24 protein-coding genes and 1 tRNA gene are annotated in these 24,877 nt (G+C 62.1%); 12 read left to right on the top strand and 13 right to left on the bottom strand.

Translation table 11 applies throughout. The annotated features are described in order from the left end of the window. Positions 1 to 227 precede the first annotated feature (227 nt). On the bottom strand, positions 228 to 989 hold the full coding sequence (locus tag AB4Z15_RS07340) for an isoprenyl transferase (protein WP_442002663.1): 762 nt from the start codon (positions 987 to 989) through the stop codon (positions 228 to 230). A 152-nt stretch (positions 990 to 1,141) separates the two neighbouring features. Between AB4Z15_RS07340 and trhA the strand changes: the two genes are divergently transcribed. Next, complete coding sequence (gene trhA, locus AB4Z15_RS07335) at positions 1,142 to 1,783, top strand: PAQR family membrane homeostasis protein TrhA (protein WP_442002662.1); 642 nt, start codon at positions 1,142 to 1,144, stop codon at positions 1,781 to 1,783. Here trhA and AB4Z15_RS07330 read toward each other — a convergent pair. From AB4Z15_RS07330 to mca, 3 genes are all read right to left on the bottom strand, one after another. Beyond that, entirely contained in the window at positions 1,776 to 3,935 is a 2,160-nt protein-coding gene (locus AB4Z15_RS07330; protein WP_442016745.1) for a thioredoxin domain-containing protein, read from the bottom strand. The genes trhA and AB4Z15_RS07330 overlap by 8 nt on opposite strands. Further along, positions 3,913 to 4,212 (bottom strand): hypothetical protein, encoded by a 300-nt coding sequence (locus AB4Z15_RS07325; protein WP_442016744.1) that lies wholly within the window; start codon positions 4,210 to 4,212, stop codon positions 3,913 to 3,915. Before AB4Z15_RS07325 ends, AB4Z15_RS07330 begins: the two co-directional genes overlap by 23 nt. Positions 4,213 to 4,321: 109 nt before the next feature. Continuing rightward, positions 4,322 to 5,227, bottom strand: coding sequence for a mycothiol conjugate amidase Mca (gene mca / locus AB4Z15_RS07320; protein ID WP_442016743.1), 906 nt, complete (start codon positions 5,225 to 5,227; stop codon positions 4,322 to 4,324). A 76-nt stretch (positions 5,228 to 5,303) separates the two neighbouring features. Between mca and AB4Z15_RS07315 the strand changes: the two genes are divergently transcribed. Both AB4Z15_RS07315 and greA read left to right on the top strand, forming a co-directional pair. Beyond that, a complete protein-coding gene (locus AB4Z15_RS07315; protein ID WP_442016742.1) occupies positions 5,304 to 5,762 on the top strand; it encodes a DUF4307 domain-containing protein in 459 nt (152 codons plus the stop codon). Positions 5,763 to 5,913: 151 nt separating this feature from the next. Continuing rightward, on the top strand, positions 5,914 to 6,408 hold the full coding sequence (gene greA, locus AB4Z15_RS07310; RefSeq protein ID WP_442002657.1) for a transcription elongation factor GreA: 495 nt from the start codon (positions 5,914 to 5,916) through the stop codon (positions 6,406 to 6,408). A 132-nt stretch (positions 6,409 to 6,540) separates the two neighbouring features. Here greA and AB4Z15_RS07305 read toward each other — a convergent pair whose 3' ends face one another. From AB4Z15_RS07305 to AB4Z15_RS07290, 4 genes are read right to left on the bottom strand one after another with little or no spacing between them, the layout of a single operon-like run. Then, a complete protein-coding gene (locus AB4Z15_RS07305) occupies positions 6,541 to 7,155 on the bottom strand; it encodes a rhomboid family intramembrane serine protease (protein WP_442016741.1) in 615 nt (204 codons plus the stop codon). Between the two features lie 12 nt (positions 7,156 to 7,167). After that, positions 7,168 to 8,406 (bottom strand): threonine ammonia-lyase, encoded by a 1,239-nt coding sequence (ilvA, locus tag AB4Z15_RS07300; protein ID WP_442002655.1) that lies wholly within the window; start codon positions 8,404 to 8,406, stop codon positions 7,168 to 7,170. Between the two features lie 3 nt (positions 8,407 to 8,409). Continuing rightward, the gene (locus AB4Z15_RS07295; protein ID WP_442016740.1) at positions 8,410 to 9,690 is read right to left on the bottom strand and encodes an AI-2E family transporter; all 1,281 of its coding nucleotides are present in this window, start codon (positions 9,688 to 9,690) and stop codon (positions 8,410 to 8,412) included. A 57-nt stretch (positions 9,691 to 9,747) separates the two neighbouring features. Beyond that, positions 9,748 to 10,698 carry an aldose 1-epimerase family protein gene (locus AB4Z15_RS07290; protein ID WP_442016739.1) on the bottom strand — a complete coding sequence of 317 codons (951 nt, stop codon included), beginning with the start codon at positions 10,696 to 10,698 and terminating at the stop codon, positions 9,748 to 9,750. 101 nt (positions 10,699 to 10,799) lie between these two features. Between AB4Z15_RS07290 and galT the strand changes: the two genes are divergently transcribed. Genes galT through AB4Z15_RS07275 form a run of 3 tightly spaced genes read left to right on the top strand, consistent with a single transcriptional unit; the run spans position 10,800 to position 14,409 of the window. Continuing rightward, positions 10,800 to 11,960, top strand: a complete 1,161-nt coding sequence (gene galT / locus AB4Z15_RS07285) for a galactose-1-phosphate uridylyltransferase (protein WP_442016738.1) — start codon at positions 10,800 to 10,802, stop codon at positions 11,958 to 11,960. Beyond that, the gene (gene galK, locus AB4Z15_RS07280; protein WP_442016737.1) at positions 11,957 to 13,117 is read left to right on the top strand and encodes a galactokinase; all 1,161 of its coding nucleotides are present in this window, start codon (positions 11,957 to 11,959) and stop codon (positions 13,115 to 13,117) included. The genes galT and galK overlap by 4 nt, the downstream gene beginning before the upstream one ends. Positions 13,118 to 13,170: 53 nt before the next feature. After that, positions 13,171 to 14,409 carry an acetyl-CoA C-acetyltransferase gene (locus tag AB4Z15_RS07275; RefSeq protein WP_442016736.1) on the top strand — a complete coding sequence of 413 codons (1,239 nt, stop codon included), beginning with the start codon at positions 13,171 to 13,173 and terminating at the stop codon, positions 14,407 to 14,409. A gap of 97 nt (positions 14,410 to 14,506) precedes the next feature. Here AB4Z15_RS07275 and AB4Z15_RS07270 read toward each other — a convergent pair whose 3' ends face one another. Beyond that, the gene (locus AB4Z15_RS07270; RefSeq protein WP_442016735.1) at positions 14,507 to 15,430 is read right to left on the bottom strand and encodes a Bax inhibitor-1/YccA family protein; all 924 of its coding nucleotides are present in this window, start codon (positions 15,428 to 15,430) and stop codon (positions 14,507 to 14,509) included. Positions 15,431 to 15,709: 279 nt separating this feature from the next. On the opposite strand from AB4Z15_RS07270, the gene AB4Z15_RS07265 reads away from it, so the two are divergent. Genes AB4Z15_RS07265 through AB4Z15_RS07250 form a run of 4 tightly spaced genes read left to right on the top strand, consistent with a single transcriptional unit; the run spans position 15,710 to position 19,913 of the window. After that, on the top strand, positions 15,710 to 17,107 hold the full coding sequence (locus AB4Z15_RS07265) for a branched-chain amino acid ABC transporter permease (RefSeq protein WP_442016734.1): 1,398 nt from the start codon (positions 15,710 to 15,712) through the stop codon (positions 17,105 to 17,107). Positions 17,108 to 17,116: 9 nt separating this feature from the next. Further along, entirely contained in the window at positions 17,117 to 18,085 is a 969-nt protein-coding gene (locus AB4Z15_RS07260; RefSeq protein WP_442016733.1) for a branched-chain amino acid ABC transporter permease, read from the top strand. Further along, a complete protein-coding gene (locus AB4Z15_RS07255; protein WP_442016732.1) occupies positions 18,082 to 19,146 on the top strand; it encodes an ABC transporter ATP-binding protein in 1,065 nt (354 codons plus the stop codon). Before AB4Z15_RS07260 ends, AB4Z15_RS07255 begins: the two co-directional genes overlap by 4 nt. Then, entirely contained in the window at positions 19,143 to 19,913 is a 771-nt protein-coding gene (locus tag AB4Z15_RS07250) for an ABC transporter ATP-binding protein (protein ID WP_431119032.1), read from the top strand. The genes AB4Z15_RS07255 and AB4Z15_RS07250 overlap by 4 nt, the downstream gene beginning before the upstream one ends. A 162-nt stretch (positions 19,914 to 20,075) precedes the next feature. Here AB4Z15_RS07250 and AB4Z15_RS07245 read toward each other — a convergent pair whose 3' ends face one another. Then, positions 20,076 to 21,431 carry an ABC transporter substrate-binding protein gene (locus AB4Z15_RS07245; RefSeq protein ID WP_442016731.1) on the bottom strand — a complete coding sequence of 452 codons (1,356 nt, stop codon included), beginning with the start codon at positions 21,429 to 21,431 and terminating at the stop codon, positions 20,076 to 20,078. A 335-nt stretch (positions 21,432 to 21,766) separates the two neighbouring features. On the opposite strand from AB4Z15_RS07245, the gene AB4Z15_RS07240 reads away from it, so the two are divergent. Further along, on the top strand, positions 21,767 to 21,946 hold the full coding sequence (locus tag AB4Z15_RS07240) for a hypothetical protein (protein ID WP_442016730.1): 180 nt from the start codon (positions 21,767 to 21,769) through the stop codon (positions 21,944 to 21,946). Beyond that, positions 21,939 to 22,136 carry a hypothetical protein gene (locus AB4Z15_RS07235; RefSeq protein WP_442002642.1) on the top strand — a complete coding sequence of 66 codons (198 nt, stop codon included), beginning with the start codon at positions 21,939 to 21,941 and terminating at the stop codon, positions 22,134 to 22,136. Before AB4Z15_RS07240 ends, AB4Z15_RS07235 begins: the two co-directional genes overlap by 8 nt. Positions 22,137 to 22,289: 153 nt before the next feature. On the opposite strand, the gene AB4Z15_RS07230 is transcribed toward AB4Z15_RS07235, so the two are convergent. The 3 genes from AB4Z15_RS07230 to AB4Z15_RS07220 all read right to left on the bottom strand — a co-directional run bounded on the left by AB4Z15_RS07230 (position 22,290) and on the right by AB4Z15_RS07220 (position 24,843). Then, positions 22,290 to 22,363, bottom strand: a tRNA-Leu gene (locus AB4Z15_RS07230). Between the two features lie 38 nt (positions 22,364 to 22,401). Continuing rightward, positions 22,402 to 23,322 carry an N-acetyltransferase gene (locus AB4Z15_RS07225; RefSeq protein ID WP_442016729.1) on the bottom strand — a complete coding sequence of 307 codons (921 nt, stop codon included), beginning with the start codon at positions 23,320 to 23,322 and terminating at the stop codon, positions 22,402 to 22,404. A 63-nt stretch (positions 23,323 to 23,385) separates the two neighbouring features. Continuing rightward, entirely contained in the window at positions 23,386 to 24,843 is a 1,458-nt protein-coding gene (locus tag AB4Z15_RS07220; RefSeq protein WP_442016728.1) for an NAD(P)/FAD-dependent oxidoreductase, read from the bottom strand. Positions 24,844 to 24,877 lie beyond the last annotated feature (34 nt).

Genomic DNA, 24,877 nt, shown 5'->3' with positions numbered 1-24,877 from the left:
AGCCCCGGGCGGTCGCCCGGCCTAATGGTGAAGCGGCTCGGCCGGAAGGCCGGGCGTGGCCTCCCATGTAACTGGTGCGATAGTTCGCTCCATCTACTGGCCTCCCCGATCAGCGGGCGGTTTTGCCTGCTGATGGGATTAACGTAATCCCACTCACAGAAAATTCCGAAACCTGCGTCGGCAAGTCGCATTGCCAGCTGATTAATTCCTGGTTAACCGAAGCGCACCTAGGAGCCGAAGCGACGCTGGCGTCCGGCATAGTCCCGGAGCGCCCGCAGAAAATCAACCTTGCGGAACGCCGGCCAGAGGGCTTCGCAGAAGTAGAACTCGCTGTAGGCGCTCTGCCACATCAGGAATCCGGAGAGCCGCTGCTCACCGGAAGTTCGGATGACAAGGTCCGGATCCGGCTGGCCGCGCGTGTAAAGGAACCTTGAGATGTCGTCCACCGAAAGTTCATCTGCGACGTCGGACATAGTCCGCCCTTTGGCGACCGCATCGCGGAGGAGTTCCTTCACGGCGTCGACGATTTCACGCCGCCCGCCATAGCCGACTGCCACGTTCACATGGATTTTTTCATGGACCGGGGTCCGGGCGGTCAGCTTGTTCAGGCGATCGGCCAGGTAGTCCGGGAGAAGCTCTGGTGCGCCCATTGCGTGCACAGAGACGTCCTCGTTTTCATCCAGCCGGTCCATGGTGTTGGCGATGATGCCCATGAGCAGGTCAAGCTCTTCGCCGGAGCGGTTCATGTTGTCCGTGGAGAGCATGTACAGCGTCACTACTTTGACGCCAAGCTCCTGGCACCAGCCAAGGAACTCGTGGATTTTGTCCGCCCCGGCCTGATGTCCCTGGCTGGTTGGCGCGTTGAATTGACGGGCCCATCTGCGGTTGCCGTCCACCATGACACCGATATGCCTGGGAATGCGGTCTTGCTTCAGGGAGCGAAGGAGTTGGCGCTCGTAGTAGCCATAGAGGAAACCGGGCAGCTCCACCGGACTCTCACCTGACTTCCTTACTTTTACGACGACGGCGCACCTCCAAGGCTACCTTCCCGAGCTGCCCCACTGGTGCAGCGAGAGTCAAACTCCCATCGTGCGGGAGCTACTGATCAGTAACTTACTGAAGCGTAGGTTATTCTTTAACGATGGCCGAGCTGCTCACTATCAAGCCCGCATGGCGCGGTTGGATCCACGCCGTTGCCGCCCCTTTCGCCCTCGCGGCCGGAATCGTCCTGGTGTCACTTGCCCCCACAGCCGACCGAAAGATCACCTCCACGATCTATGCGGTAACGGGCGTCCTTCTTTTCGGCGTCAGCGCCGTTTACCACCGCGGAAATTGGTCCCCGAAGACCCGGCTGGTGCTCAAGCGCCTGGACCACACCAACATCATGCTGGTGATCGCCGGAAGCTATACGCCGCTGGCTTGGTCGCTTCTGGAGCGATCCCAAGCCGTCACGTTGCTGTGGATTATCTGGTCCGCGGCCATTGCCGGCGTGCTGTTCCGGGTTCTCTGGACCGACGCCCCGCGTTGGTTATACGTCCCGATCTATATTGCGCTGGGCTGCGGGGCGCTCTTTTACCTTCCGCAGTTCTTCACAGCGAATGCCGCCTCTGCCACGCTCATTTGTGTGGGCGGCGCCCTCTACATAGCAGGCGCGGTCTTCTATGCCATCAAGAAGCCAAATTTCAGCGTTCAACACTTCGGGTTTCACGAACTCTTCCATGCCTTCACCGTCTTGGCGTTCGCAGCCCACTTCATCGCCATCATGATGGCTGTCCTCAGCTAGCGCCGGAGGTCATTCGCGCCAGCATTGATTGCACGTCCGCAACGGTCCCCACCGGCATCTCGCACACCATATCCCGGCACAAATACACTTGGGGCGAGCCATCAGGCGCACCCGCGCGATGAAGCAGCAGCGGGACCTCGCCATCACCAGCCGGGGACACGGCGTCGTTCTCTTGCAACGCGACCGCCATACCCGGGCTGGCGGATTTCAGAAGCGCACTGTGCAACTCGCTCAGCAGTGGCGAATCGGGACCAACGACGGCGGCCTCCACCGGCCCTGCCAACGCCGCTTGCGCCGTGGCCAGGAGCCAACCGGCAACACGGGGCGCGCGTGTTGCCAGCGAAGGAAGCAGGCCCAGGATATTCCCGGCCATGAGTCGGTGGGCGTGGGAGCCTGAGTACGCCGAATACGTCAGCAGCACTCCGGCAAATCCAGCAGCCCCGCTCGGCGTGGCATTGTCGAACGGATCAAGGGCAGCCCGCTGCCCTTGGGCGTTGAACACCTGGGCAGATTCCCCGGCCGAATCGGCGAGATGCCCGTCCTCGACAAAACGCGCTTCGGCGGCCCGGATGATGTTTTCCGCCAAGCGGTACCAGCGCTTTTTTCCCGTCACGGCGTACAGCGAGAACAGGCCCTCTGCACAGAATGCGTAGTCTTCCAGGAGTCCCCCGATCCCCCGCGCCCTGGAATCGTGCGAGACCCGGACCAGCAGCCCGTGTTCGGCGTTCCAATGCACCTTCTCGAGATACTCGGCAACGTTCTCAGCTGCAGCGACGAGGTCCGGGCGGTCCAGCACCGCTCCGGCCTCGGCAAGCCCGGCGATCGCGAGCCCGTTCCAACCCGCCACAACTTTCTCGTCCCTGGCAGGCTGATTCCGGAGATCCCGTGCGGCGAGGAGCGCGGGCCTGACGCGGTGCCAGAGCGCGGACTCGGGAGCGGACAAGGGCAGTCCGGGATGCAGCGGAGATCCCAATTCCGAGACGTTCCCCTGCGCACCAATATTCATCATGCGTGCAACCTCCTCGGCGTCACCAAGGCCGAGGACTTCCAGCAAGGATGCCGGCGTCCAGAGGTACGCTGCGCCTTCATGGTGCACCCCGTCCACCACGGTATCGGCGTCCAGGGACGAAGCCAGTCCACCCCCGGGCAGCCCCAGCGAGGCCAGCATCCAATCCCCGCACCTGGACGCAACCCCCGCCGCCTCCTCGGCCGGGAACACATCATTGCCTCCAAGACGCACCCAGTGGGCGTAGACGCGCAGGAGCTGGGCATTGTCGTAGAGCATCTTCTCGAAGTGCGGCACCGACCAATCCGCCGTGACCGAATACCTGGCAAAACCGCCGTCGATTTGGTCGCATAATGCCGAACGTGCCATTCCGGCCAGGGCGCGTGCGGCCATGTCACGCGCGGCCTCCGATGTCTCCGACCGTGCCGCTGCGTGACGGATGAGGAACTCAAGCACCGCCGACGGCGGGAACTTTGGGGCGCTGCCGAACCCACCGGCGTCGGGGTCTTCTGACCGGGCCAAAACCGTTACTGCATCCGAAAGCAGCTGTGCATCAAGTACCTCGGGCGGGCCGTCAAGCCGAACGGCAGATGACAGCTGGGCGTTTGCTATGTTCGCGGCCAGTCCCCTGGCGTTTTGCTCCGCAGCCTCGCGGCGTTCAACCCACGCCTCGTGGACCGCTTCAAGCACGTTTCGGAAGGACGGCCGGCCGGGCAAGGGAACGGGCGGGAAGTAAGTGCCTGCATGGAAGGCGAGGCCCTCCGGAGTCAGGAAAACGGACATTGGCCAGCCGCCTTCACCGCTGATGGCCTGCGTGGCCGTCATGTAGACAGAATCGACGTCCGGCCGTTCTTCCCGGTCCACTTTGACGGGCACAAAGTGTGCATTGAGGTAGTCCGCAGTTTCCTGGTCCTCAAAGGATTCATGGGCCATGACATGGCACCAATGACATGCCGCATAGCCGATGGAGAGAAACACGGGGACATCCCGTACTGCGGCAAGGGCAAACGCTTCGTCGCCGAAAGGACGCCAGAAGACCGGGTTGGCTGCGTGTTGGCGCAGGTAGGCAGACGGCTCCGCACCCAGGACGTTCGCCGCCCCGGGCCAGTTGTTTCCGCGCGGGCTAGCGGCTTCCGGGAGCGGCATCGCCGTTCTCATCCGTGGTGCCGGCGTCGCCGCCCGCATTATCAAGGCTTCCGGCTTCTGTAGCCAAGCGTGCCTCCTCCACCTGCGCACGGTACCGAACCCTGCGGATACGGCGAACCATGTCCACGATGAGGAACGTCGAGAGGATGACGACGAAGGCCGTGAGGACGAAGCCCCAGGTCCCGGGCGTCACCTGGTCCTCGGACAGGCCAGGGCGCAGCGTCCCGGTGGGGTCCGGCGACGGACTGACGGTCAAGGCGAGGATCAAGTGGTGCACGTTCAAACCTTCTATGGGAGCTGATGCATGTCGGCAGGCTTCAGCATGAAGCTGGGCTGTTCGATGGCCGCCGGCGATTTCTACAAACGATAGAAACTGGTGGCAACACCTATCTTATCCCCGCAAACAGGTCCTTTTCCGGCAACTCCGTAGACACCCTGGACTTGATCAGCGTGTAGTCCTCCCAAGGCCACGCCGTACGCTGCAAGTCAGGTGAGACCGCAAAGAAGAAGCCCATGGGATCTATCTGCGTCCGATGCGCCCGGAGAGCGTCGTCGCGCGCCTCGAAGAAGTCGCCGCAGTCCACCTGCGTGGTGGTCTGGTGCGCGGGAGCGGGAGGAGTGTGGCCCTCGGCATCTGCTTCAAGCCACGCCGCGAGCCGCTCAGCATACGGCGACTGCAGCCCGGCCTCTTCCAGCGCAAAGTGCAGTGCACGGAAGCGTTCGGGGCTGAAGGCGCGATCGTAGTAGAGCTTGCTGGGCGCCCAGGGCTCCCCTGTTCCGGGATAGCGTGAGGCGTCACCCGCTGCCTCGAACGCCTCAACGGCAACCTTGTGGGCCATGATGTGGTCCGGGTGGGGGTAGCCGCCGTTTTCGTCGTAGCTGATGATGACATGGGGCTTGAAATCGCGGACCAGACGGACCAGTGGGGCCGTGGCGCGTTCCAGCGGCTGCAAGGCAAAGCAACCTGGCGGAAGCGGTGGAAGGGGATCGCCCTCCGGCAGGCCCGAATCCACGAAGCCAAGCCAGCGCTGCCGGATGCCGAGCACGGTCGCCGCGTTGGCCATTTCCAACCGGCGGGCACCTGCCATGTCGCGCTTGGGGTGCGGAGCGTCCACCATGCCGGGGTTCTGGATGTCGCCCCTGGATCCATCAGTGCAGGTGGCGACCATGACGTCTACTCCTGCAGCTGCGTACATCGCCATGGTCGCTGCACCCTTGCTGGACTCATCGTCCGGATGAGCGTGGACGGCGAGCAGCCGCAGCTGCTGCTCGGAACTGCTGGACGCTGTCACTTGACGGCTCCTCTTTCATGGATGGTGCAAATCAGGACTGTGCAGGAGGTGCCGGGATCCGCACTAAACTGGATAGGTGACTTCAGAGGACCTATCGGCCAACGAACTACCGGCAAGCAACAGCCTAGCCAATCGCTACGGTGGTCAAAAGCGCGGCTTGACCCGCGCATCGAAGCGGAACATCGTCATCGTGGCCCTGATCCTCGGAATTGTGTTCGCAGCATGGGTCGCAACGTCCTCTGCACAGGCTCCGGTGACCTTCAAGGACATCGGCTACAGCACTGTCGATGGCACCCAGGCCGAGGTCGACTACCAAGTCACCAAATACCCGGGAGCCACTGCCAAATGCGCCGTGAAGGCCATGGATTCCAAGTTCGCGGTGGTGGGCTGGAAAGTGGTGGTGATCGGCCCCAATGAGCCCAAGGACGGTGCCGATGGTGGGAGCACAACAGCTCAGCGCACGGTGTTGAGAACCGAGTCCCCCGCTGTCGCCGGCGTAGTGGATAATTGCTGGATCGTGGACAGCGGGAAATAACAATCGTGTGACCCACAACTCAACCAGTTTGGGTTCGTCCAGAGGATTTACTACAATGGATGAAACCTTCACCCCGTTAAGTTGGTTACTGAGTTCCACGAGTGGCCACCTCGGCGGGGTCTTTGCTTTGTCAGATCAAGAGGAGAAATCCGTGTCTACCACCAACAGCGCCACAGCAGCTTGGCTTACCCAGGAAGCTTTCGACCGCTTGAAGGCTGAGCTGGACCACCTTTCCGGCGCTGGCCGGGCGGAAATCGTCCAGAAGATCGAAGCCGCCCGCCAAGAAGGCGACCTCAAGGAAAACGGCGGATACCACGCAGCCAAGGAAGAGCAGGGCAAGATTGAAGCCCGCATCCGTCAGCTCACCGCGCTCCTGCGCGATGCCCAGGTTGGCGAAGCCCCTGCCGATGACGGAATCGTAGAGCCCGGCATGTTGGTTGTTGCCCGCATCGCCGGGGACGAAGAGACATTCCTGCTCGGCTCGCGTGAGATCGCCGGCGACTCCGACCTCGATGTCTTCAGCGAGAAGTCTCCGCTGGGTGCCTCCATCATCGGCCACAAGGAGGGCGACAAGCTCAGCTACACCGCCCCCAACGGCAAGGTAATTCCGGTGGAGATCGTCTCCGCCAAGCCGTACGTCGCCTAGGCAGCGCCAAGAACCCGACGCCGGTCCACCCCTTTGCGGGGTGGGCCGGCGTTTTTCGTGTGCGTGCCCAACTAAGTCGCAGCAGACCGCGTTTTGAGGGCTCATAACGCGCACAACTGCGACTCACTTGGGTCAGAGTGCAGCCTGGGGTTTGGGACGCAACAGGATGGCCGCGATGATCCCCCCAATGGCCCCGCCCAGATGCGCCTGCCACGAAATAAAGCCCATGACGGTTGGCAGCACCCCGAAGAGGATGCTGCCGTACGCCATGAAGAGCACCACGGATAACAGAATCTGCCACCAGCTCCTGTTGAAGAAGCCCCTGACCAGCAGGAACGCAAAAAATCCGAACACCAGCCCTGACGCCCCCACTGTCACGCCTCCGCCACCGATAAGCCACACGGTCAGGCCCGAACCCAGCCAGCTGAAGGCCAAGGCTGTGAGGAAGACCCTGATACCGGCCAGGAAAACCAGGAAGCCGAAGATGATGAGGGGCAGGGTGTTGGACAGCAAATGGTTGAGGTTCGCGTGCAGCAGCGGAAACGTCAGGATGTCCAGCACGCCGTCCACGCTGCGGGATCGAAGTCCAAAAGTACTGTTAAGGCCGTGCCTCATCAGCGTGTTCAGGAACTCGATCACATACAGCAGGATCACGAAACTGCCCATGAACAGCAGGCCACCCTTGGCTCGGCCCGCGAGTGTCTCCTTGGCCTCGGCCTTGGATCCGTCAGGCGTTTCGAGCACCATATGCAACTCCCGTCAGTGCACCACGATCGGCTGGAAGCCTTCGGCCCTCAAGGCACCGAGGACCTGTTCGCCGTGTTCGTGGCCTTTCGTTTCCAGGTTTATGGTGATGGAGACGTCGCCCATGCTGATGGAGCCGCCCAGGCGCGTGTGGTCAAGGCCCGTGACGTTGGCGTCGTTTTCGGCAATGATGCGGGCAATAGTCGCCAGTGAGCCCGGGCGGTCATCCAGCATCATGCGGACTGTCATGAACCGGCCCGCGGCCGACAGACCACGCTGGATAACTTTGAGCATCAGCATCGGATCGATGTTGCCACCGGAAAGCACGACGGCGGTGTTCCCCGGGTTTTCGATTTTGCCATCCATCAGCGCGGCTACTCCCACGGCCCCTGCCGGCTCCACGACCATCTTGGCCCGTTCCAGCAGGAAGATCAGGGCCCGGGCAAGGGAATCCTCGCTCACAGTCACAACATCGTCCACGAGCTCGCGGATGATGCTGAAGGGGAGCTGCCCTGGGCGTCCCACTGCGATGCCGTCGGCCATGGTGGAGACCTTTTTGAGCGGCACCAAGGCGTCTGCAGCGAGGGACGGAGGGTAGGCAGCAGCGTTTTCCGCCTGTACCCCGATGACCCGGATCTCGCGTCCGAGCTCTTTGGCCCTGGCCTTGATCGCCACCGCGACGCCGGCAAGAAGCCCTCCGCCGCCCACGCCCATGAGGATGGTGTCTACGTCCGGGATCTGTTCCAGGATCTCCAGCCCGATGGTTCCCTGGCCCGCGACGACGTCCACGTTGTCAAAGGGGTGCACAAAGACTGCGCCCGTTTCGTTGGCGTAGCGCTGAGCTTCGGCCAGTGCTTCATCCACGTTGTGGCCGTGCAGGATAACTTCGGCACCATGGCTGCGCGTTGCTGCAAGCTTGGGCAGAGCGACACCGAGCGGCATATAAATGCGGGCGTTGATGCCCAGGCTCTTCGCGGCTACGGCTACGCCCTGAGCGTGGTTGCCTGCAGAGGCAGCCACCACGCCGCGCTTCTTCTCGGCATCAGTCAGGCGGGCCATCCGCACGTACGCGCCGCGGACCTTGAAGGATCCGGCACGCTGCAGGTTCTCGCATTTGAAGAAAACTTTGCCGCCCACGAGGCTGCCCAGCGCACGGGACGACTCCACCGGAGTCTTGGTAATAATGCCCTCGAGCAACTCCTGCGCCTTGAGGACATCGTCCAGCGTGACGGGCAGGGTATCGAGGGTATTCACTGACTATTCTCCTTTGTTGGTGTCAACTGCAGACTCCTGGACGGAGGTGTTATCTGCGGCCTTGGTCTTGCCGGCAACGCTGCTGCCGCTGCGGGATCCGGCTCGCGGAAGGTGGACTTCCTTGAAGTTGGAGTCACCATCAGCTTCCGACTGCGCGGCTCCAGGCTGCAGCTCGGCCGCGCCCAATCCTTCATCATGTTCCCACGTCCGGCCGGCAATGTAGCGAACCGCCGTGTTTACTACGGCGAGCAGCGGCACTGCGAACAGCGCTCCGGGGATGCCCGCGAGATAGGATCCGGCAGCTACTGAAAGGATGACTGCCACCGGATGAAGCGCCACAGCCCGACCCATGACCAGCGGCTGCAGGATATGGCTTTCAAGCTGCTGGACAAGCAGGACGATGGCCAGCATGATCAGCGCATTGACGGGTCCGTTCGCCACAAGGGCCAGCAGGACGGCGATCGCACCAGTAACCAGCGCACCCACTACGGGAATGAACGAACCAATGAACACCAGGACAGCCAGTGGAAGCGCGAGGGGAACCTGGATGATCGCAGCACCGGCTCCGATGCCCACGGCGTCGATGAAGGCAACGAACATCTGGATCCGTACATAGCTGACCATGGAGGTCCAGCCGCGACGTCCGGCACCATCAGCGGCCCTCCGGGCGGTCTTGGGCAGAAGCCGGACCAGGAACCCCCAGATCCGGCTTCCTTCCAGCAGGAAGAAAATCAGGATAAAGAGTGCCAGCACCAGGCCGGCCGCAAAGTGTCCCGCCGTGCTGCCAAAGGACAGGGCACCGCTGAGGATGCTGCTGCTGTTGTCCTGCAGGGCAGTGGCACCGTCTGAAATGTACTGGTCGATTTGGGCGGCCGTCAGGTGCAGGGGTCCGGCTGCCAGCCAGTCCTGGATCTGTTGGATTCCTGTGAGTGCCTCCGTCCAAAGCTCCCCGAATCCTGAGACAAGCTGCCTGCCTACCAGGGCAAGGGCACCTCCGATGACCCCGATGAAACCCAGCACTGTGATGGCCACTGCTGCACCGTTGGGCAGATTCCGCTTGCGCAGCCAGAGCACCACCGGGTAGAGGAGTCCGGCCAAGAGCGCAGCGACCATGACCGGAATGATGAGGAAGCTGACCTTGCCCAGCAACCAGACCAGGGCGCCGATCATCAACAGGATCAGGCCCATCCGCCACGACCACGCGGCCGCAATGCGCACACCGTAGGGAATGTCTTGGGCAATTTGTCGGTCAGAACGTGATTTGGCGTCCGGTGTTGGCGTCATGAACCCATAATTCCGCAGCCCGCGCCGTATGGGAAACCGGCCCGCCGCGCACATGGCCTAGAGGGAGGCGGTAATCCCCCACGTCATCGTCAAGGTGTCCCCTGGCGCAAGCCAACGCAAACCGTCCCCGCTGTTAAAGGCGTTGGCTGGACCGGTCATGGGCTCTATGGCGACTACCTTTGATCGGCCAGGGAAGGTGTCCGTGACGAACACGTGGACATACTGGCAGTTCTGGTCTTGCTCAAGTGACACGCTGCGTCCATCCGGCGCCGTCAACGTATGGCGGGCCACACCGGCCTCGAACGTCAGGTCCGTCAAGGCGACGTCGATGTCCAAGCTGCCCACCGCGCGGCCGGCAGAAAGGTCAAAGTCTCCCTCCACGGGAGCGGTGCTGCGGGGAATCAACCGTTCGTCCGCTACCAGGCGGGTGGCTGCCTTGACGGTCAGGACCAAATCTTCGGGCGCTACGTCGCCCAGGCGAAGATAGGGGTGGGCGCCCAGGACGACCGGAGCAGCGTCCTGTGAATCGTTGACCATCGTCTGTGAGACACGAAGGTCCAGGTTTTCGTCGAGCTCATACCGTACGAGGTGCCGGACAAGGAAGGGGTAGCCATGCTGTGGGAAGACGGTTGCTTCAAGGGTCACGGAGAACTCAGACTCGTCCACCAGGGTGTAACCGACGTTCCGGAGCAATCCGTGGCTGGCGTTGTTGCGCGAGACCTCGGTGATATCGAGCTGCTGCTTTTTGCCGTTGAGATACCAGACACCATCCTCCACCCGGTTGGCCCACGGGGCGAGGGTGATGCCCGTGGCGCCTGGCGGAATCTCGGCGTCACCGTAAGTTTCGGTGAGTTGGACGCCTCCGCGGGAGTACAGCCGAAGACCTGCCGCGAGCTCGGTCACGATGGCGAGCGCATCGTCCCGGCGAAGCTCGAATTGGCGGCCGGTGGCGAAGCGTCGGGGTGCTGATTCGAGCGGGCTTTGGGCAGATGGGGAAGAGGCAGACATGGCAATACCGTACTGCATGCCGTCCCGTTCCCAGCGAATGAGGGATGTTAGCTTTTGTTTGAAACTATGCGTTTTTGATTGCTTTGTGGGATGATGGACCCATGAGCCGTATGACCCGCACCCGCCTCGCTGACAACCGTGAGTTGATCTACTTTGATGACCCCGGAACTCCTGAGCGCACACCGGACTCGCTGGTGGACCATCGCGATCTTCCGGCCCGTGGAGAGCCTGGCGAGGTCAGGTACGACGCCCTGTCCGGCGAGTGGGTAGCAGTGGCCGCCCACCGCCAGAGCCGCACCCACCTCCCCCCGGCCCACCAGTGCCCCATTTGCCCCACCACTGCCGACAACCCGTCTGAGATCCCCGCCCCGGATTACGATGTTGTGGTTTTCGAGAACCGATTCCCTTCATTGGGACCGGCCCTGGGCGACATTCCGGAGATCCCCGGTCATGGATTCGACGGCCACGGCGTCACAGGCCCCGCCTTCGGTCGCTGCGAAGTTGTGGCCTTTACTCCCCAGCACACAGGATCCTTCGCGGAATTGGGAGAGACCCGCGCCCGCACCGTCATAGAAGCCTGGGCACAGCGCACAGAAGCATTGAGCGCCCTGCCCGGCATCAAGCAGGTCTTCCCGTTCGAGAACCGCGGCGCCGATATCGGAGTCACCCTGCACCACCCCCATGGCCAGATTTACGCGTACCCCTACGTCACGCCCCGGGCCGCCACCTTGGGCGCGGTAGCCCGCAAGTACTACGACGACGTCGACGCGAAAGAAACGCTTGGCGCGTCCCTCCTGAAGGCAGAACGCGAGGATGGCAGCCGCATGGTTCTGGAAGCCAAGCACTTCAGCGCCTACGTGCCCTTCGCCGCACGCTGGCCCTTGGAGATCCACCTGGTCCCCCACCGCAGCGTCCCTGACCTCGCGGCCCTGACGGGCGAAGAACGGGACGAGCTCTCGCATGTCTACCTTGACCTGCTGAAGCGGCTTGATGCGCTCTACCCCACCCCCATGCCGTACATCTCCGCGTGGCACCAGGCACCCCTGGACCCGATCCTGCGCCCTGCGGGGCAGTTGCACCTGCAGCTGACATCACCGCGCCGCGCTGCCGATAAGCTCAAGTACCTGGCAGGCTCTGAAGCAGCCATGGGAGCGTTTATCAATGACACCACCCCGGAAGCCGTGGCGGAGCGACTCCGCGACGTCGCTGCAGCCGCCAACGCCACACAGTTGGCCGACACCCTGGAAGGCACCCGAGCATGACCACCACCACTGACACCAGCGTGCTCTCCGCCCGCTTTCAGGAGACATTTGGTTCGAGTCCCGACGGCGTGTGGCAGGCACCGGGGCGCGTGAACCTGATCGGCGAACACACGGATTACAACGAGGGATTCGTCCTGCCGTTCGCGATTGATAAGACCGCCAAGGTTGCCATCAGACTCCGTGCAGACTCCAGGGTGCGGCTGCTGTCCCTGTTCGGGGGTCATGGTTTGGTGGAAGCGGACCTTTCAAGCTTGGAACCGGGATCCGGCCAGGGCTGGTCACGCTACCCCCTCGGCGTTGCCTGGGCCTTGAAAGAGCGTGGCATCGACGTGCCCGGCTTTGACCTGCTGCTCGATTCGGACGTTCCGCTGGGCGCTGGCCTCTCTTCCTCCCACGCGATTGAATGTGCCGTCATTTCTGCCCTCAACGACCTCACCGGCGCAGGTCTCGGCGCTGAGGACTTGGTGCTCGCCACCCAGCGTGCTGAGAACGTGTTCGTCGGCGCACCCACCGGCATCATGGATCAATCCGCTTCTCTGCGCGGAGCCAAGGGTCATGCTGTGTTCCTGGATTGCCGGGATCAGCACGTTGACCTTGTCCCCTTCGACGCCGAAGCATCGGGTCTGGTCCTGCTGGTCATCGACACGAAGGTGTCGCATTCACACGCCGACGGCGGTTACGCCTCCAGGCGCGCCTCCTGCGAGTTGGGTGCCGAAATCCTCGGTGTTAAAGCACTGCGCGACGTCGGGGTGGAATCCTTGGAGGAAGCAGCAGGCTTGCTGGATGAGCCAACCCTTCGCAGGGTCCGGCATGTGGTCACCGAAAACGACCGCGTGCTCCAGACCGTGGAAATCCTGAACAGCGAAGGCCCGGCCAGCATTGGCCCGTTGCTGGACGCCAGCCACGTGTCCATGCGCGATGACTTCGAGATCTCCTGCCCCGAGCTCGACCTCGCCGTGGAGACCTCCCGGGCCAACGGCGCGATCGGTGCCCGCATGACCGGTGGAGGTTTTGGCGGCTCCGCCATCGCCCTGACCCCGGTGGGTCAGGAGCAGCAGGTGCGTGACGCCGTCGTGCGTTCCTTCGCCGAGAGCGGTTTCACCGCACCGGACATCTTCACCGTAACGCCGGCAGCAGGCGCCCTTCGCCTGGCCTGACCCCCATGGCTTACGCCCGTTTACCTTCCAGATGCCGGGCGTAAGCTGGGGCCATGACTGAGGCTGTCATCGTTTCCACTGCCAGAAGTCCAATTGGGCGGGCCTTCAAAGGCTCCCTCAAGGACGAACGCCCCGACGACCTTGCTACCGCCATGGTGCAGGCCGCACTCGCGAAAGTTCCGGGTTTCGATCCTGCCGCCGAAGATGGAGGCGGCCTGGATGACCTCCTGCTGGGCTGCGCCGAACCCAGTGGCGAAGCGGGCTCCAACATGGCCCGAGTTGTCGCTGTCCTTGCAGGCCTGGACCGTGTACCGGCGGCTACCATCAACCGATTCTGCGCGTCCAGCCTGCAAACGCTCCGCATGGCATTCCACGCCATCAAGGCCGGTGAAGCGAACGCGATCATCTCGGGCGGGGTGGAGAGCGTCTCGAGATACCAGAATTGGGCAGGGGCCGGACAGACCGATGCCGGCAATCACAACCCACTCTTCGAATCAGCAGCCCAGCGGACAGCGGCCCGGGCGGCGTCGAACATTCCCTGGACGGATCCGCGGCTTGGCGGGAGGCTTCCTGACATTTATATCGCCATGGGCCAGACAGCCGAGAACGTGGCCACCAGCTACGGAATCGGCCGGGCAGAGCAGGACGAGTGGGGCGTGCTGAGCCAGAATCGCGCTGAAGCAGCCATTGCCTCGGGTTTCTACGCACGAGAGATCACACCGTACATGCGCAAGGACGGCACCCTGGTTGACCGGGACGACTCTCCGCGGGCGGGAGTGACCTTGGAGGCTGTATCCGCCCTGGACCCCGTCTTCCGGCCCCAAGGCACAGTGACGGCGGGGAATGCGTGCCCACTGAACGACGGCGCCGCCGCCGTCCTGGTCATGAGTGACGCACGCGCACGCGAACTTGGACTTCAGCCGTTGGCACGAGTTGTCTCCACCGCCGTTTCCGCCCTGTCACCCGAACTCATGAGCATGGGACCAGTTGAGTCAACGCGGCGGGCGTTGGCACTGGCAGGACTGACGATTGACGACATCGACCTCGTGGAGCTCAACGAAGCCTTTGCCGTCCAAGTGGTTGCGAGCGCCCGTGAACTTGGCATCGACCCACAGAAGCTCAACGTGCACGGTGGCGCCATTGCCCTGGGGCACCCCTTCGGTATGACCGGAGCGCGCATGACCACCACGCTTCTCAATGGTTTGAAGGAACGCGACGGAACCCTTGGCCTGGCCACCTTATGCGTTGGAGGCGGCCAGGGAATGGCTGTAGTTTTCGAACGCCTGAGCTGAGGTGTCCTGGGCCATGCCACTGTTTTAGCCAGGTCCCCTTTTAAAGAAAAATGCCCCCGAAGTAATTCGGGGGCATTTTTCTTGAACTTGGGCGGACTTAGTCGTCGCCGCGCAAAATCGCCAAAAGCCGGATGATTTCGACGTAGAGCCAAACCAGCGTGACGGTCAGGCCGAAGGCAGCGATCCAGGAGTAGCGCTCAGGGGCGCCGGAACGGACGCCTTGTTCGATGCTGGTGAAGTCCATGATGAGCGAGAAGGCCGCCAGGCCAATCGCCAGGATGCCAATGAAGACACCCAGCGGGATGCCTGCAATCGTGATACTCGTGCGCAGGCCGAACGGTTCCTGAACCGCACCGGTCCACATCATGACAAGGTTGATCAGCGCAAAGACGCCGTAGCCGATGGTGGCGATCATGAAGAAGCGCACCATCTTGGGTGTGGCGCGGACCTTGCCGCTCTTGAAGAGCAACAGCGTGACGCCGAAGACTGCCAAGGTACCGATGACCGCCTGGAGGCCGACGCCGGGGAACATTCCGTCAAGTATCCGGGTCAGGCCACCGAGGAAGAGTCCCTCAAGGCCCGCATATGCCAGAATCAGTGCCGGCGAAGGCTGCTTCTTGAAGGTATTTACCAGGGCAAGGACGAATCCCCCGAGCGCGCCGACGATCATCAGCATGCTCGACAGGGCCGGTGCTACAAAGAGCGTGATGCCCGCGCCGACGACCAAGGCAACAAGGCAGGCGACGGTCTTCATGATGACGTCGTCGTAGGTCATCCGGCCGGTGTCGGCAGGTCCTGCTGCAGGCTGGTTGTACATCTGCTGCAGTTGTTCGTTGGTCATGTTCTGCTGCGAGGCGGACCAAGCGGACCCGGCGTCGAGGACCTGTCCAGGCGCCCGGCCTGGAGCCTGGTTAAACTGCTGGCCGTACGGGTTGGAATACGGATTTTGCGGAACAGGCGGTGCCTGTTTGGCTCCACGGAAATTCTTTCCGTTGAAGATAGGGTTTCCGCCAAGTGCCATTGCGGGTGTCCTCCTGAAAAAGGGCTAAGTGATAATTCACGGTACCAATTACCACGCGTCCAAGGCACGGAAAGTTCCCTTGTTCACCCAGACGAAACTCAACCGTGACACGAATGTGGAAGATTGCTTGTTGCCTATAGCTTCACAGTTGTTATCCGATCGCTATCTTCTGACCTCTATGCTGTGCATTTTTTAGCCGCAGCGAGCGGTAACATAGGCCACACATGGGTGACTTAGATCACAATCGAGGCAGCTAGGCAAGAACTGTTCACAAGCCCCATGACCGTTCGCACCGGCTGCAATGGCGCAGCCGGGACCACCCCCACTGTGGAGGTTTCCATTTTGAGAAGCACACTGCGCGACCCGTCCATGAGACGGTCCAAGGGACTGCAGAGAGCCGTGGGGGCGTTCTTCGCAGCCCTCGTTGCCACTCTGTTGATCGCCGCCCCCGCGGCGGAGGCAACCACCCCCTCGCCTTCGCCATCCCCAACGAATTTCCAAGACAATATCAGCGGCTTCCTCCGCGATGATGCCCGTGCTCCCATACCGGGCGTGAAGATCAAGGCCTCGGGCAACGGGTTTGAGGGCGAAGCAACTTCCGGAGCCAACGGCGCTTGGAACATAGGCGTCCCCACACAAGGCACGTACAGAGTTGAGCTGGATACCTCCACCTTGCCGGAGGGCATCAAGCTTGCCGATGGCCAGGAGAACCCCCGCGACGTCACGTTTAATCAGACGTCCAACCTGTCGGTGATCTTCGCTTTCGGCAAAGGCATCGTCATCCAGCAACAGGACTTCGGCCAAAACCTCCTCAACCGCTTGGTCGCAGGGCTCAGCTTCGGCCTGCTGCTGGCCCTTGCCTCGGTGGGCTTGTCCCTCATCTTCGGTACCACAGGCCTCACCAACTTCGCCCACGGCGAGATGGTGACCATGGGGGCTGTCCTGGTCTTCATGTTCAACGGTTTTGGTTTGCCGTTCTGGCTGGCCATCCTGCTGTCCCTGATCGGCGGCGGGCTCTTCGGGTATGTCCAAGATGCCGGGCTATGGCGGCCTTTGCGACGCCGGGGCTCGGGCTTGGTCCCCATGATGATTGTCAGCATCGGCCTTGCCCTCGCCATCCGCTACGTCATCCAGTTCTTCTTCGGTGGCGCCACCCAACAGCTGCCCGGAGCCCAAAGCGCAGAGGTCCAGATCGGGCCCATCTCCATCTCTCCGAACAACCTGTGGTCCCTGTTGATCAGTGCCGTGGTGATTGCCCTGATCGGCATCGTCCTGCTGAAGACCCGTCTCGGTAAAGCAACCCGCGCAGTGGCAGATAACCCTGCTCTAGCGGCTGCCTCCGGCATCGACGTCGACTCGGTCATCCGGCTCGTATGGATCGTCGGCGGCGTCCTCGCTTCCCTCGGTGGCATCCTGTGGGCCTACTACCGGCCCGGGGTGACGTTCGACATGGGCTCGCAAATCCTGCTGCTCATCTTCGCGGGCGTGACGCTCGGTGGCCTGGGCACCGTCTTCGGTGCCCTGATCGGCTCCATCGTCGTCGGTATCTTCGTGGAGCTGACCACGGTCTTTGGCCTCCCTGCCGACCTGAAGTACGTTGGCGCTTTGTTCATCATGATTGTTGTTCTTCTGTTCCGACCGCAGGGTATCCTCGGCCGGCGTGAGCGTGTGGGTTAGGAGCGGGCCATGGACTTCGGATTTATTCTTTCCAGCGCCCTTGGCGAATTGTTCAGCCCGACGACGGCGGCCTACGCACTTGCTGCTTTGGGCCTCGCCGTACATTTCGGCTACTCAGGTCTGTTGAACTTCGGCCAGGCCGGATTCATGGCAGTGGGAGCCTACGGTTTCGCCATCTCCACGTTGACCTTCAAGACGCCGTTCTTCATCGCGCTGCTTATCGCGGTCCTGTGTTCGGTGATCTTCGCCTTCATCCTGGGTATTCCGACACTGCGCCTGCGGGCGGACTACCTTGCTATCGTGACCATCGCAGCAGCGGAAATTGTGCGCTACGTCGTCACCACCAACCAGCTCACCAGCGTCACGGGTTCGGCAAACGGGCTGGCCGCGTTCGAGGGTGGCTTCTACTCCATGAATCCCTTCCCCGAGGGGTCCTACATGGGTATGAACAACCGTGACTTCTTCATCCGCGTTGTTGGTTGGGGCCTGGTCATTATCTGCTGCCTGTTGGTCTGGCTGCTGATGCGAAGCCCTTGGGGCCGGGTCCTGAAGGGCATCCGCGAGGACGAGAACGCTGTTCGGTCACTCGGCAAGAATGTCTACTCCTACAAGATGCAGGCCCTCATTATCGGCGGCATCCTGGGTGCCCTCGCAGGCATGATCTTCACCCTCCCCCGCGGCGCCGTCCAACCATCCAACTACGGCACGGAGCTCACGTTCTTCCTCTGGACCTGTCTGCTGCTCGGTGGCATGGCAACCGTACTGGGCCCGGTGATCGGAGCCATGATCTTCTGGGTGGTGCTCTCGCTGACACAGAGCCTGCTTTATGGGCTCATCGAATCCGGAGTCATCACCTGGCTGACCACCGTTCAGGCCGGCCAGCTGCGCTACATCCTTGTTGGCGTGGCCCTGATGCTCCTGATGATCTTCCGCCCGCAAGGCGTCTTCGGCAATAAGAAGGAGCTTGCTTTCGCATGAGTGAGACCAACGAACCAAACAGCAACAACCCAGTCAACCCCGTTACCCCTTCCGGCACTGGTAGCTCTGCCCACCGCGCCATCCCAAGCGACGAGACAGGCATCGACTACATGACCGATTCGCGCCCCATTGCGGTCGGGGAAAATACCCCTGGCTGCAAGAAGCGCGATCCGATCGTCGTGGCTGAAAACGTCACCCGCTCCTTCGGCGGCATCAACGCCGTGGACGTGGAATACCTGGAGATCCCCCGCCACAAGATCACCGCATTGATCGGGCCAAACGGTGCCGGCAAGACCACCCTGTTCAACTTGCTCACCGGCTTCGACACGCCAAACACGGGCAAGTGGCAGTTCGAAGGAAACAGTATTGCCGGCGTCTCGTCCTACAAAGTGGCCCGCATGGGCATGGTGCGGACATTCCAGCTGACCAAGGTCATGGGCAAGCTGACAGTCATGGAAAACATGCGGCTCGGTGCAGCGGACCAGCCGGGCGAGCGTCTTTCCAAAGCCCTGTTCAAGGGCATGTGGGGTGGCCGAGAGAAGGAGATCACGGCACAGGCACACGTGCTCTTGGAGAAGTTCAAGCTGGACACCAAGAGGGATGACTACGCCGCTTCCCTCTCCGGCGGCCAGCGTAAGCTCCTGGAGATGGCACGATCCCTCATGGTGAAGCCCAAACTCGTCATGCTCGACGAGCCCATGGCCGGCGTGAACCCCGCACTGACCCAGTCACTCCTGGACCACATCAAAAACCTCAAGGCTGAAGGCATGACGGTCCTGTTCGTGGAGCACGATATGAACATGGTGCGCCACATCGCAGACTGGGTAGTAGTCATGGCAGAAGGAAAGATCGTGGCCGAAGGCCCTCCCGGGGAAGTCATGAAGAACCCTGCCGTGATCGATGCTTACCTTGGCGCACACCACGACGTTGACCTCGGGGACGCAGAAGGCATCAAGGTGCTCGAGGCAGAACTTGAGGCCGACGAAGAGTCGGTGGTGGGAACCGAAGACGCGGGCATCCTGTCCGACATCGTAGAAACCAAGAAGGAGGACGGGAAATGAGCAGCACCAGCGCAATGCCCGCCTCGGCAGATGCCCCAGCCAGCGATTCGGTCGTCAAAGTCACCAACCTGGTGGCGGGCTACATTCCTGGCGTCAATATCCTCAACGGTTGCTCCATCGAGGCACGCAAGGGTGAATTGATCGGCATTATTGGACCCAACGGCGCCGGTAAATCCACCCTGCTGAAGGCCATGTTCGGCCTGGTCAAGGTCCACTCCGGCACTGTAATAGTCCGGGGTCAGGATCTCACAGGATTGAAGGCCAACAAGCTCGTCACCCAGGGCGTCGGCTTTGTCCCCCAGACCAACAACGTGTTCGCCACGCTCACCATCGAAGAGAACCTCCAGATGGGCATGTTCCAGCGACCCAAGGCGTTCGCCGAGCGCTTCGACTTCGTTGCCAGCCTCTTCCCCGAACTGGCCAAGCGACGTGCCCAGCGAGCCGGTTCCCTCTCAGGCGGTGAACGCCAGATGGTCGCCATGGGGCGGGCACTCATGATGGATCCCGCGGTCCTCCTGCTCGATGAGCCATCGGCAGGCCTCTCCCCCGTCAAGCAGGACGAGACCTTCCTTCGGGTCCACGAGATCAACCGCGCCGGCGTCTCAGTCATCATGGTGGAACAGAACGCCCGCCGTTGCCTGCAGATCTGCGACCGCGGCTACGTCCTGGACCAAGGGAAGGACGCCTACACAGGCACTGGACGCGAGCTCATGAAGGACCCCAAGGTCATCCAGTTGTACCTGGGAACCCTCGCAGACGAGGTCTAGCAGCGCTTTACACGCACTGAGGGCCCTGGGGAACCCGGGGCCCTCCTTGCGTCCCGGCTCAGCAACACACCCCCGGCGTCGGAGCTAAAAACAAAACAGAACAGGTCCCCTTCCTGGAGAGGAAGGGGACCTGTTCTGTTTGCGGTCTAGTCAGGGTTTGGCTTAGAGCTTGCCGAACTCTTCACGGACCGGCTTGTAGGTGTTGTTGTCCTGGTATTCGTAGATACCGATGTACGCCTCGGTGGGGTCACCGGCGTCGGAGAACGTTACCGGGCCCGACTGGCCGTCGTAGTCGATGTCCTTGCCCTGGCGAAGCAGGGTTACGCAGGAGGCGAAGTCGGTGCACTTCTCGCCACCCTCAGAGACATCCTTCAGCTTGGCTGCGATGTCCGTGCCCTTGGTGCTCTTGGCCGCTTCAGAGGCCAGCGCGATCAGGTTCACGGCGTCGTAGGACTCACCTGCGTAGCTGTAATCCTTCAGGGCTGGATCGATAGCGAGGAGCTTCTGCTTGAAGGCATCCTTGGCGAACGTACCGGGGATGGTTCCCTGTGCGCCCTTCAAGGTGCCGGCCTGGAAGTCCTTGCTGTAATCCGAGGTGTTGCCGTCAACCATGAACAGCTGCGTGGGCTTGATTCCCTTGCCGGTGATCAGGGGGACGATGCTCTTCGCCTGGTCGAAGGTGATCAGTGCGATGGCGTCGGGCTTGGCGGCGATGACCTTGTCCACCTGGCTGCTGAACTGCGAGTCACCTTCGTTGAAGAGTTCCTCGGCCACAACCTTGCCGCCAGCGGCTTCGAAGGCTGCCTTGACGTTCTTCTGCAGCCCGGTGCCGTAGGCGTCGTTGAGGACGATCATGCCCACAGTCTGGGCGCCACAGGTAGCCATGTAGTTACCCAGAACCTTGCCCTGCAGGACGTCGGAGGGCGCGGTGCGCCAGTAGAGGCCCTTGTCGTCCCAAGTGGTGAAGTCAGGGGACGTATTCGCAGGCGAGAACTGGATGACTCCAGCGCCGGTGATCTGGTTGATGACCGTCTTGGAAACACCAGACGAGGCGGCGCCAATAACTGCGCTCACACCCTGGCCCAGGAGGGCGGTGGTGGACTGGGTTGCGATGTCGGTCTTGGTGTCACCGGAGTCACGGTGCACCACCGAAACGGGAGCGCCCAGGACGCCGCCAGCATCATTGACTTCCTTGATACCGAGGTTGACACCGGCAATTTCCGGTGGGCCCAGGAACGCAAGCGACCCCGTTGTCGGCAGAAGCGATCCAAGTTTCAGAGGAGTGGCGGTAGTAGTGGTCGAGGGAGGTACGGGTCCCGTGTTGGTAGCAGCCTGGCTGTTGCCGGCTCCCGCCCCTGCACTCGGAGCCGGGCAGGAGATGCCTGCAGCGGCGGCGGAACTTGACCCGGTTTGGCTCGGCGTGGAGGACCCACCACAAGCTGTGGCCAGGAGGGCAACCCCAATGCCAAGCGCTGTAAGCTTGGCGGCTCGGGGCGCCGCTTGGGAAAGATCAAACATTCGTTGTCTCCTCGATCGAAAGGTGCGAACTGCCTTTGATGCGATAACTCAGGTGTTCCTGATTAAGACTCAAACTAGTGCAATTGATCCGGGAAGATAAGTGATTCAGGTCACATCCCTATAACACTCGTTGCCTGTGGGGAATCTACGAGCCTGCTGGGAAAAGTCTCTGAAGAGTGGCTGACACATGGAAGGGGAGGAAACGTCCTCCCCTTCCGCTCAGTGCCCCAAGTGGGACTCGCTGGGGAGGCATTGGAATCCGTCACGAAACGCATCATTCCACCACTGAGAAATTACCCCGTTCCACACCCAAACTAGCGAACATTCGAGAGCACATGAAGACCGTCAAAGATCCGTTGTTCATCACCATCGTTTCCACCGGCATCACCGTCGGCGCAGGGGCCGTAGTGTCCGGCGGCAAGTACCCCGTGGTCAGCTTCGGGTTGCTGGCAGCTTGGCTGGTGGTTGCGGTGGTTGCCGGAGTGATACTTGCGAGGCGGCGCAGGCATGGTTGATCTGGAAGAAATCCGGGCGGCGGCCGAAGCGAAAGCCAAGGCCGCCGCTGAGGCCGAGCGCCTGGACTTGGAACTGCGCACCCTCATCCGGGAAGCATTTTCAAAGGACGACATCCGACTCAAGGACCTCATCGAAGCCACCGGCCTATCCAAGCCCCGCCTTTATCAGATCAGGGACGGCAGGCGCTGAATGGCCAGGATGACGACCAGGGCCCGCAAGCGGGCCAATGAAACGCAATGGTAACCAAATAGGCAACCAACCCACCGAAAATACAAACAACCCAGAACTGGCAACGGCCCCACTTTCCTTACAAACCAAAGAAAGTAGGGCCGTTCTCCTCTGTGCCCCAAGTGGGACTCGAACCCACAACACGCGGATTTTAAGTCCGCTGCCTCTGCCAATTGGGCTATTGGGGCGCCCGCACCATGGTATCCCAGCTAGACCGGCATCCCAGCTACACGCGTTCGAATGGCGCCGCGTAGCGAAAGGTTCCCCGGACGCCGTCGGGCCATGCTGGCAGGGGCAGCAGCTGGAAGTGATCACCCCAGGAAGCCTCGGGCGGTTCCACACCCAAGGAGGTGGCCGGCACGTACCCGAAGCGCGGGTAATAGAGAGGGCTGCCCAGCAAAGCAATCGCAGGCTCCCCTGCCGCCGTGGCGCGCGCGGCAGACTCACGCATGAGGGCCGAGCCGACGCCGCGTCGCTGAAACTGGGGAAGCACGCCGATGGGACCCAACCCGACGAGTTCCAGGTCGCCGATCCAGCCGCGAGTGCTGATGGCGTAGCCAACAATGTCCCCGCCGATCTCAGCCACGATGCTCAACTCTGGAATGTACTCGACGCACTCGAAGAGCTCGCGCAGCAAGCCAACCTCCACGGGTGTCCCCTCAACGGGTTGGCCAGTCATGGGAGACACCGAGAAGGCCCGCGCCGTCAGTTCCAGGATTTCAGGGCGGTCTTCTGGCCGCTCAGTCCGCAGTACCACCCCTCGGGCCAGCAAACGCAACACGTCCAGCGCGCGGTCGGTGTCCGCTATTGGGACCAGCAAGTGGTCATGGTGAAAGCCGGCGAGGACGTTGCAGCTGATGCCTGCATGCGTAAGCGCCGCACTCACGGCGGCCGTCAATCCCACTGCTTCCAATGCGGAATGAATCTGGAGCGTGATCCAGGCGGCCACGAAATCGTAGGAGAGGCCAAGCCGGTCCGCCTCACCCCGTCGCAGGACCACAGTCAAACCCTCGGCCTCCCGGACGGCGGCCTCGATGTCGCCTTCCAGCGGCTTGCCATGCGGCCAGAGGGCGTACACGTAGTCACCCTCCCTGATGACAGGATGCAGTGACGCCAGAAGGGTCTTCAGATCAGTTTCGCCGGGCATGGCAACAGCTTAAACGACGACGACGGCCACACCCCTTAGGGGAGCAGCCGTCGTCGAACGTTACTACTTGGCGTCAGCCGATACCGGAGTCTTGTCCTCGGCAGGCTTTTCCGCAACAGCAGGTGCGGGGGCAGGTGCAGCAGCCGGCTTGGGGGCCGGGGTGGCAGCTGCAACGAAAGCGCCACGCGGGTTGTCCAGGTCAATCAGTTGCGTGGTGTCGCGGCCAGCGAAGAAGGCCAGGATCCAGCCGAAGATCACGCGGAACTTACGCTCAACCGTGGGCATCGCCATGCCGTGGTATCCACGGTGTGCCAGCCAGGCGAGGCCGCCCTTGAGGCCGATGCGGCCCAGCAGGTTGATGTTGGCAACCCCCTTCCACTCGCCGAAGCCGGCCACGGCACCAAGGTTCTTGTGCTTGTAGTCGTGCAGCGGCTTGTCCCAGCGGGAAGCCCAGAGGTTCTTTGCGAGCTTCTTTGCCTGGCGGAGCGCGTGCTGGGCGTTCGGAACGCAAGTACCGTCCGGAAGGCCCTTGCCCGTGAGGTCCGGAACAGCGGCGATATCGCCGGCTGCCCAGGCGTTCTCCACTATGCCTTCGTCGCCGGCAATACGGAGGTCCGGGAGCACCCGGACACGGCCGCGCGGTTCCAGCGGGAAGTCGGTGGAGCGGATCATCGGGTTGGCCTGCACGCCGGCAGCCCAGACCAAGGTGTCAGCTTCAACTTCACCTGCGGACGTCTTGTCCGGGAGGTTGATCAGCTTGAGGTTGCCCTCGGCGCTGTCCAGGGAGGTGTTGAGGAGGACCTCGATATCGCGGCTACGCAGGTGCTCTACAACCCACTCGGCCTGGGATGCGGTGACCTCGGGCATGATGCGGCCCATGGCCTCAACGAGGATGAAGCGGACTTCTTCCTGGCGGACACGCGGGTTGTTCTTGACGGCGGCGCGGGCGAGGTCTTCCATTTCGGTGAGGCATTCGATGCCGGCAAAACCGCCACCGACAACCACGAAGGTGAGCGCCTTGGCGCGCTCTGCGGGGTCCGTCATGATGGAAGCGGCTTCAATGCGCTCCAGCACCTTGTTGCGAAGCGCTACGGCTTCCTCGATGGTCTTCAGGCCGATGCCCTTGTCAGCGAGGCCCTTGATCGGGAAGGTGCGGGTGATGGCACCGGCGGCGATGACGACGTCGAAGTACGGAATCTCGAAGGTAGCTTCACCGTTGGCAGGAGCCACAACCGCGGTGCGGTTTGCGTGGTCGATGCTGGTGACGCGGCCCTGGATGAGCTCCGTCTGCTTGAGGTGCTGACGGTGGGAGACGACGGCGTGGCGTGCCTCGATGTTGCCACCAGCGACCTCAGGGAGGAACGGCTGGTAAGTCATGTAGGGCAGTGGATCTACGACGGTGACGATGCCACCTGCATTCGCGATCTTCTTCTGCAATTTAAGGGCTACGTACAGGCCGACGTAGCCGCCGCCGACGACGAGAACCCGGGGACGGTCAATGAGCTCTGGGGTGGTTGCCATGAAACCAGAGTACAGCACTTTGTGAAAATCTTCA

It is taken from the genome of Paenarthrobacter sp. 2TAF44 (assembly GCF_052114885.1).
Classification (GTDB): Bacteria; Actinomycetota; Actinomycetes; order Actinomycetales; family Micrococcaceae; genus Arthrobacter.
Note: the sequence above shows the minus strand (reverse complement) of the source record. Positions and strands in the feature narration are given on the sequence as shown.